The sequence below is a fragment of the Marinomonas rhizomae genome, assembly GCF_003315485.1.
In the GTDB taxonomy this organism is placed as follows: domain Bacteria; phylum Pseudomonadota; class Gammaproteobacteria; order Pseudomonadales; family Marinomonadaceae; genus Marinomonas; species Marinomonas rhizomae.
In genome coordinates this window covers 1-13,543 of the sequence record NZ_QNSE01000021.1, presented here as the reverse complement: position 1 = coordinate 13,543, position 13,543 = coordinate 1, and the positions used below count along the sequence as shown (strand labels likewise).

Sequence of the window (13,543 nt, the reverse complement as noted above, 5' to 3'; positions counted from 1 at the left end):
CAACACGCAAAAGACAGGCTCATATAAGCGTCCTGTCTTTTTCGTGGCGCCTATTAGTCAACATGGCCCCACAATCCACTTTTTCACGATCCAAGCCAAACACCGACGACCAAGACCACTCACCAGGATTTAGCACAAAACCATAGCTGAGCGTTAAGCCCGATTCGATTTTAATATCCCCCAATCTTGCATCGCCCCGATCGGTAATATCATAATCTTCAGTGACAATCTCGTCGCCAGCATTGAGTTTTTTCACCACTTTGTCAGAGTAAATAAGCAATCGAATCGGCTCCATGGATTGAATACCAATGCTGTCGCCACCAAAGTCACCTGCTGCAAACCGAATCGGCGAAGAAGAACAGGTTACTTGCTCATTCTGCTTATCATCATTTTTGACGATAAGCAGGCCCTTTCCAGCGATACCTCGCAGCTGCAATAAAGTACCGACTTTCGGCGACTCGATGTAGACCACGGCTTTTATATTATCTGAAGACACCAAGCTACTTTCATGCGTATTTTTGACTTCACGACTGCACGCAGAAACCGACAAAAGTAGCAAAACTGAGCATAAAATGGTGGATAAGTGGGGTAAGTTATTAACATCTTTCATGTTTGGCTCCTTTTTATAGCATCGAGGTGCTTTGTGGATAACGACCAAAATGACTATCTGGTTCGCTTGGTAACGCCAGCAGCACGAGCAACACAAGCATGCCTATCGCGGGAACCAAAAGCACCAGCAACCACCAAGCCGAACGATTAGTGTCATGCAACCTACGTACAGTCAAAGACAGCATTGGCAAGAAAGCCAGCAAGCTATAAAGCGCTTCTATTTTCCAAGTTGCTTGAAAGAATATCTCCAATAAGACAAACACTAACGAGATCAAACAATTCACCAAAAAGAACATCCAAAATGCCTCCAGTGATGCTCGTCCTGAAAATTGCGCATAACGCTTCCACGCATCAAAATACCAGTTCATACTTTTCTCCTAATAAGACATTACCGAAGGTTAAAAGTAAGGTTTTACGTAAAATATAACGTCCTAAATCGGGTTTTAGGACGTCCTTGATGACTTTTTAGGACATAATCCGATCTTATTCACAAATAACCCAATCCAAAAGGAAACAAGATGATCGCTATCCCATTACCCTTTGTGGTTGCCCTCTTGCTGTCTATATTAGCGATTTTGTTATTTATTCGTCGGGATGAAACCACGCAGTCAGCGTTTGTTTTTATTGCCTTGTGTGCGCTGACGACAACGGTGGTTGGGTTACGCTGGAGTTTTGATTATGCGTTATTTCGTTTGATTCAACCTATCTTGGCGTCTTGTATTCCCGTTACCGCTTGGTACTGTTTTTCCAGAGCACACCAACATCAAACGTTTCAAATCTGGCATTTATTGCCCCCTGTTTTCGTCACCTTGGCCTCTTTCACTTACCCATTTTGGCGGCCACCCTTAGACCCTGTTTTAACACTGCTTTATGTGGTTTATGGTATTGGGTTAATTCGAGCGTCTTACAAAGCAACACGTCTTCCAGAGCAAGTGCGCTTATCGGATATCGATAACGCCCTCAAAGCCGAACGAATTGCGGGCATCATGTTGTTAATGTCCGCTGTAATTGATGGTGCGTTGGCCATCGATTTCTCCCTCTTTTCGGGCCACCATACACTGATTATTCTGACCATTGGTCATGCGGTATTACTGCCCATTCTAGCGGCGGCCGTTATTATGATGAGCCTAAGCATCGCACCCAGCGTTAGCGAGTCACCCGAGCAAACAGAAAAAGTCATTGAAGAACCAAAAGATAAGACTACGCATCCATTAACCGACGATGAAGTGAACGACATTGTCCACAAAATCGATGTATTACTGACCACAAAAGAAGTGTTTCTGGATCCCGACCTCACCCTAGATCGACTGGCTCGTAAAGCCTGCATCCCTGCTCGTCAAATATCCGCGGCCATTAACCAAGCTTACGGTCGCAATATTTCACAAGTGGTGAACGAATACCGTATTGAACGAGCAAAACAATTGTTGATCACAAGCACAAAAAACATCACTCAAATTTATCTCGACTCAGGCTTCCAAACGAAGTCCAATTTTCATCGGGAGTTTTCTCGAGTAACAGGGCAAACGCCCAGTGCTTTTCGTCGCGCGACGCAAGAAAAGCCACACACTGATGCGGCTTAATTTGGAGGTTAGTGAGTCGTAATAAAATCGACGATGTCCCGAAATATTACACGGTGTAATTCCGCTCCTGGGCGACCGAACATCATGGGCGAATAACATTCCGACGAGGCAGTCGGTAGTTTCGAGAAGGAATGTTATTCGGTCTATGATTACAACAGCAGCTTAGCCATTAAATACGGGAATGATTTCTCTACCGTATTTTGCGATGATTTCTTCTTCGTCGCCGCTATCTAGGTAGATGTTGAATTGCGTGGTTCCCGCTGCTTCAAGGTCTTTTATTTTGGCAATGTGGTCTTCTGGCGTACCTAATACGCAAAAACTTTTTACTATGTCTTCGGTAATAAAGTCCAAGAATGGGTTGTCGCTTTGACCGTGTTTGGAATAATCGTATCCGCGACGTTTTTCGATGTAATCTGTTAAGCTTTTTGGTACTAAACCCGAATCACTGCCGTATTTCTCAACAATGTCTGCAACATGATTACCCACCATAGCTGGGAACCATTTGGTGTGTTCAATACAATAGTCCATGTCGCCAAAGTATGCTGGCGCTGCCGCTTGAATTTTAAAGTTAGACATGTCACGACCAGCGGCTTCGCCAGCGTCAATAGCTTGATCTTTAAACCATTTAACCAAATCAGGGTCACCAATTTGAAGAATCAAACCATCGCCCACTTCCCCAGCGGTGGCCAACGCTTTCGGGCCATAAGCACCAATCCAAACAGGCAACTCGTAACCTGTCGCCCAAGGTAATTTAACCGGCTCTGGGCATTCGCCATATTCCACTTCATCACCACGTACCATGGCTTTTACCTTAGTGGTAAATTCCGCAAGGCGCGCCAAGGTCGCAGGTTTTTTACCCATTACTCGCATGGAAGAATCACCACGACCAAGACCAATATCGAACCGACCATTACTTTGATGCGCCAAGCTCGCGTATAAACTGGCCGATAAAGACCAATCACGAATATTTGGATTGGTTACACAAGGACCAAATCGCATATTTTTGGTATGTTCCATGCACATTGCCATAGCAACAAACGACTCACGCCAAAGGATGTGAGAATCGTAAAACCAACAATAAGTGAAGCCAGCCGCTTCCGCCTGACGGACAAGATTCCGTGCGCGATCTGGACTAACGAAACCTTTAAACGTAATACCGAATTCCATAGTGTGTTCCCCTTGTGATTATGTTTTTTTAATATTTTTCAAAGTGTGAGTCTGTTTTTAACAAAGTATTGGTGAGCTCAGTAGCCATAAACTAGTGTTCATCGGGTGGACAGATACGAATCCCCGCATGGGAAAACGGCACCTCTTTAGAAATATTCAGCCGGATCAAAATCGGTGTGATCGCCTCGATGCAACGAGCGCTATCTGCCAAGCCAGCGTTATAGGCTTTGGTGCCCATTTTTTCGATCAGCGCCATAACCTTTTTCTTCGCGATTAAGTCATTGCCGCATACCAAGATATCGCAGTTGATAGCGCGAGATAGATCGTTCAGCGTAATCGCAGACACGTTATGCAACGCGCCAACCACAGGAATGCTCTCACCCAGTAGCGCTTGAGCGGACTCAGTGACCGAGCCAGCTTCGGGCATTTCAACAGCTTTCGGGTTTCCTGGTGCCAATGGCACAACAATGTCGACTAACACCTTGTCTGTTAATAAGGGAGCTAATGCTGCCAAAGTCGCATCGTGGCCACTGTAGGGCACCGACAAAATGACTAGCTCGCCAGCGGCTTTGGTCGCGTCTTCCATCGACAAACCGGTGATATCTGCCTGACAATCTTTGGTTGCCAATAACGCGACCAATTCCTTAGCGGTTTCTTCTGCCTTGGCAGGATCTCGTGAACCCAACACCACACTGACACCAGACAACGCCAAACGTAACGCTAACCCTTTCCCTTGCGGGCCGGTTCCGCCAATGATGGCGACGCTATTAATTACTTCATTTTTCATCTAAAAAGATCCTCATTATGAGCGCGAATAAGATCTCGGCTCGAACTGTCGGTTTTTGACCAAGATAGGCCACGAAAAATAATCACTGGCGATTTAGCACTTTTATCCATTAACAAGCCTGATGCGGCGGCAAGTTCATCCGCAAAAGCCGGGGCGGTCACGCTTAATGGTCGCCCAAAAGCATCTTCCTCACCCAGCATCTGCATCACCCCCGGCACATTCGCCAAGCCAATCGCCACATTGGTTTGCCCCAATCGCCAAGGTCGACCAAAGGTATCGCTAATAACGACACCCAAGTCACAAGCAAAATGAGCTTCTAATCTTTGGCAAAGCTCTCGCGCGCTTTTGTCTGGGTCTTCGGGGAGTAAAATGAGTTGTCCGGGATGATCTGTATTGGATTCATCCACCGCCGCATTGGCGCAGATGTAGCCATTTTTATGTTCCGCAATTAGCACGCCTTCTTCTTGCTCTGGTCGTTTCATCGCTCGAACGATACGCGTAGATTGAGAAAGGATTACCTCGACTTTTCGTGGGTCTTTGTTCACTTTTTTTGCCAGCTCAATGGCCTCTTCGCTGGGCGTAATGTCGTCCAAATAGGCGAAAGCGCCTTCACTTTTTGACACTACTTTTTGAGCAATAACCAATATATCCCCAGCCACCAAGGTTTGATTCTGTGCCGCGAGGGTTTCAATGATTTGCTGCGCAAGATCGTCGCCTCGCTGAAAATCAGGCAACCCCATCAGGCGAAACATATTCATAGAATCAGGCATATTGGCGTTCCTTTGTTAGCGTTTTTTCGCTAATCCCACCCCATGCATTAAAGCGTTCTGGTTGACGAATTACGGCGACTTTAAGATCTTCACTCTGATCGATATCCAACGCCAGATTGGCAAGATGCAGACAGCGGCAAATCAAGCGATTATTCACTGCATTAGCTCGATGAGCAGCAGCAGAATCACAACCGTACTCAAATTGAATAGCATCCGGCGGTGACGTCAGTAAGGCATTAGTGCCACCATCCTTGGCAACGCCAATCACTACTGACGCATCATCTGCCTCTTTCAGCAAAGAGAGGATTTCTTCTGGATTCAAAGCCGCAATATCGCTAGGGACAATAAGTTGGCTGTCATATCCAGATTGCTTCACCCAATCGCAAGCAAAATACAAGGCTCCGTTTAACCCCTTTTCTCCATCTTCAAACAAGGTATTTGCTTCATAAGTCTGAGCAAGCGCAAGTACTTCCAGAGACTCGCTGACCACCAGCACATCTAACATGGGAAAGTGACGTTGAAAAAACGCCAAGGTGTTTTCAAACAGCGTCAAAGACAAACTTTCACGGGCCGCATCCGACAAACTACCCGCAAGCCTTTGCTTAGAACGTTTTGGCGATTTCATCGGAATCACCACGCAAAGTTTGTCTACAAAATAAGAAGTGGTTAAAAAAGAAGTCATTAGGCCGCCCTCTGCTTTTTAGAAGACAAGGCAAACTCAACCACTTTGGTAAGCAAAGCCGTTTTCTCTTCCGGGGTTTTCATCAGCGTTGGTGTGACCAGCACATCCAAACCTTGTGCTTGCAACCAAGCGACGTCTTCTTGATCGACGCAATCAATCACCATGGCCTGCAAAAATGTGCGATAACAGTCGTAAATTCCTGTTGAATCGATGCTTTTACCAGCACTTTCAAGCATTTTATCCGCTGGACCTTTTACTGTTTTTCCGCTGATTAAAGGCGAAATAGCAATAATATAAGCGCCGCTCTTTTCCACCGCTTGCTGAATTTCCGGTACAGCGAGAATGGCCCCTATACTGACAATAGGATTGCTCGGCGCGATGATAATCAGGTCGCTATTGGCAATTTGTTCTAAGGCTTGAGACGTTGGCTTAGCATCAGCAATGCCGTGATATTCAATATCCAGCACGTCGGACTGACAATGTTCACGCACAAAGAATTCTTGGAAAGACAGCCAGCCTTGTGGTGTCTTCACTCGTGTTTGCACGACATCGTCTGTAGGTAACAGAATAGGTACACAAACATCATGACGCTTCGCCAATTGTTCGGTTATTTCACTGGCGCTAACGCCTTGGCGTTTTAAATTCGTTCGATACACATGCGTGGCTAAGTCCAAATCGCCCAAAGTCATCCAAGTGTCTTGCCCTAAGGCTTTTAGCTCTTTCAGCGCTTGATACGTTTCATTCTTGCGTCCCCAACCTTGTTTACGGTCAATCTGATCGCCCAAGGAATAGATCAGCGTGTCAATATCTGGTGAGACCCAAAGTCCGTGGAATTCGTCATCATCAGCAATGTTACCAATGATCTTGGTTGAGCTAGCGTATGGACTTTTTGCCAAGCCTTCCGCCGCTTTCGCGCCACCAACGCCACCAGCCAATAATGTGATATTTAGGGCTGACATTACGCCACTCCTTGAATCGCAATGCGGTTCGATAAAGGTGCTTTAGCGGTGTTTTCCTCAAGGAGATACGTTTTCACTGCTCCGTATTTCGTATTGCGCTGAACCGCTTTTAGACCTGCGGCTTGAATATTCGCCACCATGTCTTCAGGAAAAACTTCTTGACCGTGTGTTGCGCCCGCTGCACGAGAAATGCTCTCGTTCATCAAAGTACCACCTAAATCATTCGCACCAGAACGCAACATTTTGGTCGCCACATCTGGGCCCATTTTTACCCAAGAGGCCTGAATATTATCGATATGACCTTGCAGCATGAGGCGCGCAATAGCGTGCATTTTGAAGTGCTCATCTTGAGTTGGACCAGGACGAACCTTGTCTGGATTATCCTTGTATAGACGTGTTTCGTAATGAATAAAGCCCAGCGGAACAAATTCAGTAAAGCCACCGGTTTCTTTTTGGATATCGCGTAATAGTTTAAGGTGATTTGCCCAATGAATCGGCTGATCCACGTGACCGTACATAATAGTCGAGGTTGTCGGTACACCAACAGAATGTGCGGCTTTAATGATGCGCACCCATTCTTCTGTGGTGAGTTTATTTTTAGTTAATTGCTTACGTACTTCGGTATCTAGAATCTCAGCCGCGGTGCCTGGCATAGACCCCAGCCCTAAGGCTTTTAGTTCAGATAAAAACACTTCTGGCTCAAGGCGGCCTTTTTTGCAACCATACCAAATCTCAAACGGCGAAAAGGCATGAATGTGGATATCTGGCACACGTTTTTTCACCGCGACAATCAAATCACGGTAATAATCTGGACCAATATCTGGATGCAACCCACCTTGAATGCAAACTTCCGTCGCGCCGCGCTCCCAAGCCTCTTCAGCACGATCAGCTACTTGTTCTACGGTTAGGAACTCCGCTTCTTTGTCGCCTTTTTCTTTGGCAAAATTACAGAATCTGCACCCCATATAACACACGTTGGTGAAATTAATATTGCGAGTAATAACAAAGGTACCAGTGTCGCCCACTCGCTTTGCGCGTACTTTGTCTGCGGTGTCTAAAACGGCTTGAGCTTCTGCGCCTTGCGTAGCAAATAGCACACAAGCGTCTTCGACATTCAATTCTTCGCCCAGTAGAGATTTTTCTAAGATCGATCGAACGGATTCGCTCACTTGGGTATTGTTTGACATTAAAGGAAATAGGTTCATGCGATAACTCCTCCACTCATTTGAGCAGCACGGCTGACCAGCGACGCGACTCGTTGCGTTAAATTAGGGGTTAGATATTTAGTGTTCTGATGCTGAAAATGGTCATAAATGGTCAGCCGTTCTGCCAACGAATAACCCAACCCTTCACAAGCTTGTGAGACACTACTAATCTGTGGCCATGCTCTTTCTGGGTTAATAAAGTCTTTCGTCAAAGGCGAAATGCCGCCCCAATCATTAATTCCCGCATTGATGTAACTGCCGTATTCGACTTCCAAATTGGGCGGGGCTTGGATGCTGATGTCATTTGGCAAAATCAAACGCGCCACGGCGATGGTACGTTTCATGTCATCTAAATTAGGTTCTTGGTAATCGGCCATGGAAGTTCCAGCTTTGGCACGAAAGTTCTGAATAATGACTTCTTGAATATGTCCATAGGCCAGATGGCGATCACGAATGGCAATGAGACTACGCACTCGATCTGCCCAGCTTTCGCCAATACCAATCAGGATGCCTGTGGTAAAGGCGATATCAAGACGGCCCGCTTGCTCTATAGTGTCGAGTCGACGCTTTGGCGTTTTATCTGGGCAAGCATAATGCGCCTGACCTTTTTTGAGTAAATCGTTGGAGACATTTTCTAACATCATTCCCATGCTGGCAGCGACGGGCTTCAGGTGTTTCAGTTCCTCAAAAGACAAAGCGCCCGCATTTACGTGAGGTAATAAGCTGGTATGAGTTAACACGCTTTCGCATTGGTCATGCAGATATTCTAAGGTGCTGTCGTAGCCTAAATTAGCCAACATATCGCGAGCTTTCTGATGGCGTTCTTCTGGACGTTCGCCCAAACTAAATAAAGCTTCTTTGCAATCTAGTACTGCACCTTCTCGTGCGGTTTTTAGCACTTGCTCTGGGGTCATGTAATTTGCATGAGGCGAGTCTGGTGACTGTACAAAAGTGCAGTAACCACAGCTATCACGGCACATATTCGTTAAAGGGATAAAGACTTTTTTTGAATAAGTGAGCTGTTTACCCCAAGAGTCATCGCGCACAGTTGCAGCTTGTTGGCAGAGTGCGTACAAGTCTGGCCCAGTAGCAAACTCATAAGATATGGCTTCAGAATCAGAGATCATATTCACTCCACACGTTAAATGATTAAAAGAGATTAAATTAAGTTTTTTACCATTTGGTATAAAAATTAATAGCAATCATTTTGCATAGAGTAAATTGTTTTTATTAGTGCAAAACACGCACTGATAAAGGGCTCGCGGCCTAAAGTTTAGTTAATAGAAAAGTTAACCAAAAGGTTAAGATGATGAAAAATAGCGTTTTTTTTACACAATTCAATTGATCATAAAAAAACGCCATTTATTGGAATAGCAGAGGAAAAATTCTATGAAATTATTTTTAATTATTTTTTTTGGCACCAAGAGCGCGCACAACGAAATCCGTCACCGCTAATTCCGCTCGTTCAAAGTCAGCATCACCTAAACGTTTTTTCCCTAACAATACTTCCATTTGTACCGAAAAATCCGCATAAGTTTGTGTTGCTGCCCAAATAGTAAAGAATAAATGCTCAGGGTCGATATCATCGACTAATCCTTTATTTATCCATGACTTAACCAATACGACGTCACGATCAAACTGAGGTTTTAAGTGGCTCATTAGGTATTCTTTTAAGACAGGTGCACCACTTATAATTTCATGGGCGAAGACTTTAGATCCGTTCGGATAGAGCCGCGAGAGTGCCATTTTTTCACGCACATAACGACGAATAACCGCTTCGGGCGTGTCACCTTGAGTTTCTAAGAAGGAGAGCTTTTCTATCCAGATATCGAGCATTTCTTTTAACACTCGTTTGTAGAGTAACTCTTTGTTTGCAAAGTAATAAATTAGATTTTGTTTGGAGATACTGGCGGCAGCGGCAATCGCTTCCATAGACGAACCGCTGTAACCTTTTTCTGCAAATAACACTTCAGCAGAGCGCAATATACGAGACTCTAATTCTTCTCTATTAATTGATTGTTTTGTTCGTTTTGTTTTTTTCTCAACCAAAATTCAATCCGCCTTAAATAAAAAACGCTCTTTTCTTTTAATCTTATAAGACGCTGTTTTTATTAAACATTATCTTTATATTAGATTTTAAAATAGCACAATCAGATACTTCAAACGAGCCTTTCCCGACAAACTTGATTAAAACTTGGCCTACTTATTGCTGACCTAAAAGGCAGGTTTTTGGTGTTTTTTTATCATCATTTTTTACCTTTTGGTAAATGTATTTCAGCCAGTATTAAAAACAGGAGCAGGAGCAAGCCATGCAAGACCTACGTATCAATGAGCAACGCCTTTGGGACACCTTAATGGAAATGGGAGACATTGGCGGTACAGAAAAAGGCGGTTGTAACCGTCTTGCAGGAACTGACTTAGACAAGCAATCACGCGATCTTTTTGTTTCTTGGTGTGAAGCCTGTGGCTGTACTGTGGAAGTCGATAAGATCGGCAACATCTTTGCTCGTCGTCCAGGTATCAACAATGACTTACCCGCTGTCGGAACTGGCAGCCACCTTGATACTCAACCGACCGGCGGCAAATTTGATGGCGTATTTGGCGTTCTATCTGGCGTTGAAGTACTGCGTACGCTTCATGAAAACAAGATTGAGACGCCAACAGCGATGGAATTCTCTGTTTGGACCAACGAAGAAGGCTCTCGTTTTCAGCCTGCAATGCAAGGTTCTGGCACTTATGTTGGCCGCTTTGATCTGGAAACCGAACTGAACAAAACCGACGTCAATGGCATTCGTCTCGGTGACGAACTGGAGCGTATTGGTTATTTAGGTGAAATGGAACTTGGCAGCCGCCATATGGGCGCCTTTTTCGAAGCGCATATAGAACAAGGGCCAATTCTTGAAGACGAAGAAAAAGCCATCGGCATTGTGCGATTAGGTCAAGGCATTCGCTGGTACAACGTGGAAGTTGTGGGTCGCCCTTCCCACTCTGGCACTACGCCAATGCACCTTCGTAAAGACGCTATGTTAGCGGCTTCAGCCATTGTTACTGAGATGAATGCAATTGCACTTCGTCATGAAAATGGCTTGGGCACAGTGGGCTTTATGCAAGTCTGGCCAAACTCGCGCAATACCATTCCGGGCAATGTGACATTCAGTGCAGACCTTCGTAACCCCAAACCTGACGTTTTGCTCACTATGCACGAAGAGCTTGTGGCGTTTTGCGAAAAAATAGCCCTTGAGCAGGGTGTTGAAGTCAATCTCGATCCTTTTTGGTATTTCGCTCCAGTGGAATTTAATGCTTCCGACGACGTAAAAGCCGCCACTGAAAAGCTCGGCTACAGCCACATGGACATTTATGCTGGCGCCGGTCACGACGCTTGTTACATGGCAGATCTTGTTCCAACAGGAATGATTTTTACACCTTGCCTGAACGGTATCAGTCATAACGAAGCGGAATACAGTTCCCCGGAAGAATGTGCTGCTGGAGCCAATGTGCTGTTACACGCCATGCTCGAGGCCAGTGAACGTATCGCTAAAGAACATCAAAAATAAGCAATGCAAAGAGAAGAAAACAAAGAACCATTGAATGAAAACATACCCATAATCAAAAAATAGAAGAGGTGGCAAAAATGACCAGTAAGTCTGTTAAGCAAGGTGAGTTTTATGAGTTGGAGGTCGATGGCGATCTTCAACAAAGTCCAGCGTATAACGACGATTTAGCGCCAACCAAAGTAAAAGATCGCACTTGGAGCAAGTGGAATATCGCCGCATTATGGGTCGGTATGTCTATTTGTGTACCAACCTATACTTTGGGTGGTGTCTTAACTGCCTACTTCGGACTCTCAGTAATGGAAGCACTTTTCACTATTCTCGTCGCTAACATTATTTTGCTGGTCCCTCTGACACTTAACGCTTATCCAGGTACTAAGTTCGGCATCCCCTTTCCGGTATTGTTACGCTCATCATTCGGTATGATCGGATCTAATATTCCATGTTTAATTCGCGCACTAGTTGCTTGCGGTTGGTTCGGTATTCAAACCATGTTTGGCGGTTTGGCGATTCATTTATTCTTGTCTGCTGTGTCCGATGGCTGGGCAAGTTTGGGCGGCGTTGGTGAAGTGATTGGCTTCTTCATCTTCTGGGCGCTGAATATGTACGTGGTAATCCGCGGTGCAGAATCCATCAAATGGATGGAAACCTTATCCGCGCCATTGTTATTAATCGTTGCCATTGGCTTAATGGTTTGGGCGGGCGGCAAGGTGTCTTTCACTGAGATTTTAGCAACACCCGCGAACCGTCCTGAAGAAGCGGGATTCATGGGGTACTTTCTTGGTGGTCTAACCGCCATGGTGGGTTTCTGGGCAACCTTGTCGTTGAATATTCCAGATTTTAGCCGCTACGCAAAATCTCAAAAAGATCAAATCATTGGTCAAATTATTGGCCTGCCTGCGACCATGTTCTTCTTCGCAGCCTTAGGCGTAGTACTAACTGCAGCTTCTACAACATTGGTTGGCGAAACGATTTCTGACCCTATTTCATTGATTGGTAAAATCGACAGCCCATTCTGGGTAGCGATTGCGATGATCTTGATCGTCATAGCCACGCTTTCGACAAATACAGCAGCCAACGTAGTTTCTCCAACCAACGATTTCCAAAACATCGCGCCAAAACTGATTAACCATACCCGTGGTGCTTTGTTAACTGGTTTGATTGGTATTTTGCTAATGGGTTGGGAGTTACTTAAGAAATTAGGGCTATTGGAATCAGATGTCAGCGTAGAAGGCATGTATTCAAACTGGCTCTTGGGCTACTCAAGCTTGTTGGGGCCAATTGCTGGCATCATGATTATTGATTACTTTTTGATCAAACGCCAGCATTTAGACTTGGTCGCACTCTATACACCAAACAGCCTTTATCCTGCTTTTAACAACGCTGGGCTAATCTCTTTTGCGATACCTGTTGCGATTACTCTCATTGCTTTGAATGTGCCAGCTCTTGGTTGGTTCTACAGCTATGGCTGGTTTACGGGTGCGTTCACTGGTGCCATTGTGTACTTCGTACTTGCCAACATGCAGACCGCTTCTGCGGCTCAAACTGACGCACTGCAATCTTAATTCTATTTTGGTTTTGTCGGCGATGTTTTCGGGCATCGTCGATATTTTTAATTCGTTGATCCTTATTCATCGTCAATCATCTGGCGATGCACAAAATATTCTCTTGAAAAAGGATGGTATATGACTCTACTAATAAAAGGCGGCACCATAGTCACCCACGAAGAAACCTTCAAAGCGGACATTCTTTGCAAGGATAATAAAATCGTCGAAATTGGCGATATCAGTATGCTTCCCAAGGATGTTGAAACCATTGACGCTACAGGCAAACTCATCATGCCTGGCGGTATTGACCCGCATACTCACATGCAATTGCCTTTTATGGGTACTGTAGCAAAAGACGACTTTGCTTCCGGTACCGTCGCGGCACTTGCGGGTGGTACCACAACGATTATCGATTTTGTCATCCCCAATCCTCAACAATCGTTATTAGATGCTTATCATAAATGGCGCGGCTGGGCGAAAAAAGCCCACTCGAATTACAGTTTTTGAAGTGACCCCATAAAGTTGGACTCTTTATTAACCGGCTAACAATGCCTGATTTCGGTACTCTACCGGAGTCAGGCCATTTAACCCCATTTTTATTCGTTTCGTATTGTAGTAATCAATATACTCTTCAAGTTCTTGGATCAGATCATCTTCGTCCTCGAAGGTTTCGCCATGGAACATTT

General features: G+C 45.1%; 14 protein-coding genes and 1 pseudogene. 4 read left to right on the top strand and 11 right to left on the bottom strand.

Annotated elements, in window-relative coordinates; all coding sequences use genetic code 11:
* Window positions 1-19: 19 nt before the first annotated feature.
* Both DFP80_RS19580 and DFP80_RS19575 read right to left on the bottom strand, forming a co-directional pair.
* A complete protein-coding gene (locus DFP80_RS19580; protein ID WP_113918475.1) occupies window positions 20-610 on the bottom strand; it encodes a hypothetical protein in 591 nt (196 codons plus the stop codon).
* Between the two features lie 13 nt (window positions 611-623).
* Window positions 624-977, bottom strand: coding sequence for a DUF805 domain-containing protein (locus tag DFP80_RS19575; RefSeq protein WP_113918474.1), 354 nt, complete (start codon window positions 975-977; stop codon window positions 624-626).
* 150 nt (window positions 978-1,127) lie between these two features.
* On the opposite strand from DFP80_RS19575, the gene DFP80_RS19570 reads away from it, so the two are divergent.
* Window positions 1,128-2,189, top strand: a complete 1,062-nt coding sequence (locus tag DFP80_RS19570) for a helix-turn-helix domain-containing protein (RefSeq protein WP_113918473.1) — start codon at window positions 1,128-1,130, stop codon at window positions 2,187-2,189.
* Window positions 2,190-2,351: 162 nt separating this feature from the next.
* On the opposite strand, the gene DFP80_RS19565 is transcribed toward DFP80_RS19570, so the two are convergent.
* The 8 genes from DFP80_RS19565 to DFP80_RS19530 all read right to left on the bottom strand — a co-directional run bounded on the left by DFP80_RS19565 (window position 2,352) and on the right by DFP80_RS19530 (window position 9,808).
* Entirely contained in the window at window positions 2,352-3,356 is a 1,005-nt protein-coding gene (locus tag DFP80_RS19565) for a TIGR03842 family LLM class F420-dependent oxidoreductase (RefSeq protein ID WP_113918472.1), read from the bottom strand.
* Window positions 3,357-3,447: 91 nt separating this feature from the next.
* Window positions 3,448-4,143, bottom strand: a complete 696-nt coding sequence (gene npdG, locus DFP80_RS19560) for an NADPH-dependent F420 reductase (protein ID WP_113918471.1) — start codon at window positions 4,141-4,143, stop codon at window positions 3,448-3,450.
* The gene (gene cofE, locus DFP80_RS19555; protein ID WP_113918470.1) at window positions 4,140-4,913 is read right to left on the bottom strand and encodes a coenzyme F420-0:L-glutamate ligase; all 774 of its coding nucleotides are present in this window, start codon (window positions 4,911-4,913) and stop codon (window positions 4,140-4,142) included. Before cofE ends, npdG begins: the two co-directional genes overlap by 4 nt.
* Window positions 4,906-5,595, bottom strand: a complete 690-nt coding sequence (gene cofC, locus DFP80_RS19550; RefSeq protein WP_113918469.1) for a 2-phospho-L-lactate guanylyltransferase — start codon at window positions 5,593-5,595, stop codon at window positions 4,906-4,908. The genes cofE and cofC overlap by 8 nt, the downstream gene beginning before the upstream one ends.
* Window positions 5,595-6,554 (bottom strand): 2-phospho-L-lactate transferase, encoded by a 960-nt coding sequence (gene cofD / locus DFP80_RS19545; protein ID WP_113918468.1) that lies wholly within the window; start codon window positions 6,552-6,554, stop codon window positions 5,595-5,597. Before cofD ends, cofC begins: the two co-directional genes overlap by 1 nt.
* A complete protein-coding gene (gene cofH / locus DFP80_RS19540; protein WP_113918467.1) occupies window positions 6,554-7,759 on the bottom strand; it encodes a 5-amino-6-(D-ribitylamino)uracil--L-tyrosine 4-hydroxyphenyl transferase CofH in 1,206 nt (401 codons plus the stop codon). The genes cofD and cofH overlap by 1 nt, the downstream gene beginning before the upstream one ends.
* The gene (gene cofG / locus DFP80_RS19535; RefSeq protein WP_113918466.1) at window positions 7,756-8,886 is read right to left on the bottom strand and encodes a 7,8-didemethyl-8-hydroxy-5-deazariboflavin synthase CofG; all 1,131 of its coding nucleotides are present in this window, start codon (window positions 8,884-8,886) and stop codon (window positions 7,756-7,758) included. The genes cofH and cofG overlap by 4 nt, the downstream gene beginning before the upstream one ends.
* 274 nt (window positions 8,887-9,160) lie before the next feature.
* Window positions 9,161-9,808, bottom strand: a complete 648-nt coding sequence (locus DFP80_RS19530) for a TetR family transcriptional regulator C-terminal domain-containing protein (protein WP_113918465.1) — start codon at window positions 9,806-9,808, stop codon at window positions 9,161-9,163.
* Window positions 9,809-10,068: 260 nt separating this feature from the next.
* Here DFP80_RS19530 and DFP80_RS19525 point away from each other — a divergent pair, with 260 nt between their 5' ends.
* The 3 genes and pseudogenes from DFP80_RS19525 to DFP80_RS19515 all read left to right on the top strand — a co-directional run.
* Window positions 10,069-11,313 (top strand): Zn-dependent hydrolase, encoded by a 1,245-nt coding sequence (locus DFP80_RS19525; RefSeq protein ID WP_113918464.1) that lies wholly within the window; start codon window positions 10,069-10,071, stop codon window positions 11,311-11,313.
* A gap of 77 nt (window positions 11,314-11,390) precedes the next feature.
* Window positions 11,391-12,875, top strand: a complete 1,485-nt coding sequence (locus DFP80_RS19520) for an NCS1 family nucleobase:cation symporter-1 (protein ID WP_175020645.1) — start codon at window positions 11,391-11,393, stop codon at window positions 12,873-12,875.
* A 120-nt stretch (window positions 12,876-12,995) separates the two neighbouring features.
* Window positions 12,996-13,361, top strand: a pseudogene (locus DFP80_RS19515) (amidohydrolase family protein); the annotation flags it as partial.
* A gap of 30 nt (window positions 13,362-13,391) precedes the next feature.
* On the opposite strand, the gene DFP80_RS19510 reads toward DFP80_RS19515, so the two are convergent.
* Window positions 13,392-13,543: IS3 family transposase (locus DFP80_RS19510; RefSeq protein WP_147243845.1), on the bottom strand; the 152-nt coding region annotated here is incomplete at its 5' end.

Bases quoted from the DNA above. Each gene is read 5' to 3' on its own strand.
- DFP80_RS19565 (WP_113918472.1), bottom strand. From the start codon at position 3,356: ATGGAATTCGGTATTACGTTTAAAGGTTTCGTTAGTCCAGATCGCGCA.
- DFP80_RS19520 (WP_175020645.1), top strand. From the start codon at position 11,391: ATGACCAGTAAGTCTGTTAAGCAAGGTGAGTTTTATGAGTTGGAGGTC.
- cofC (WP_113918469.1), bottom strand. From the start codon at position 5,595: ATGACTTCTTTTTTAACCACTTCTTATTTTGTAGACAAACTTTGCGTG.
- cofD (WP_113918468.1), bottom strand. From the start codon at position 6,554: ATGTCAGCCCTAAATATCACATTATTGGCTGGTGGCGTTGGTGGCGCG.
- npdG (WP_113918471.1), bottom strand. From the start codon at position 4,143: ATGAAAAATGAAGTAATTAATAGCGTCGCCATCATTGGCGGAACCGGC.
- DFP80_RS19525 (WP_113918464.1), top strand. From the start codon at position 10,069: ATGCAAGACCTACGTATCAATGAGCAACGCCTTTGGGACACCTTAATG.
- cofG (WP_113918466.1), bottom strand. From the start codon at position 8,886: ATGATCTCTGATTCTGAAGCCATATCTTATGAGTTTGCTACTGGGCCA.
- cofH (WP_113918467.1), bottom strand. From the start codon at position 7,759: ATGAACCTATTTCCTTTAATGTCAAACAATACCCAAGTGAGCGAATCC.
- cofE (WP_113918470.1), bottom strand. From the start codon at position 4,913: ATGCCTGATTCTATGAATATGTTTCGCCTGATGGGGTTGCCTGATTTT.
- DFP80_RS19580 (WP_113918475.1), bottom strand. From the start codon at position 610: ATGAAAGATGTTAATAACTTACCCCACTTATCCACCATTTTATGCTCA.
- DFP80_RS19570 (WP_113918473.1), top strand. From the start codon at position 1,128: ATGATCGCTATCCCATTACCCTTTGTGGTTGCCCTCTTGCTGTCTATA.
- DFP80_RS19575 (WP_113918474.1), bottom strand. From the start codon at position 977: ATGAACTGGTATTTTGATGCGTGGAAGCGTTATGCGCAATTTTCAGGA.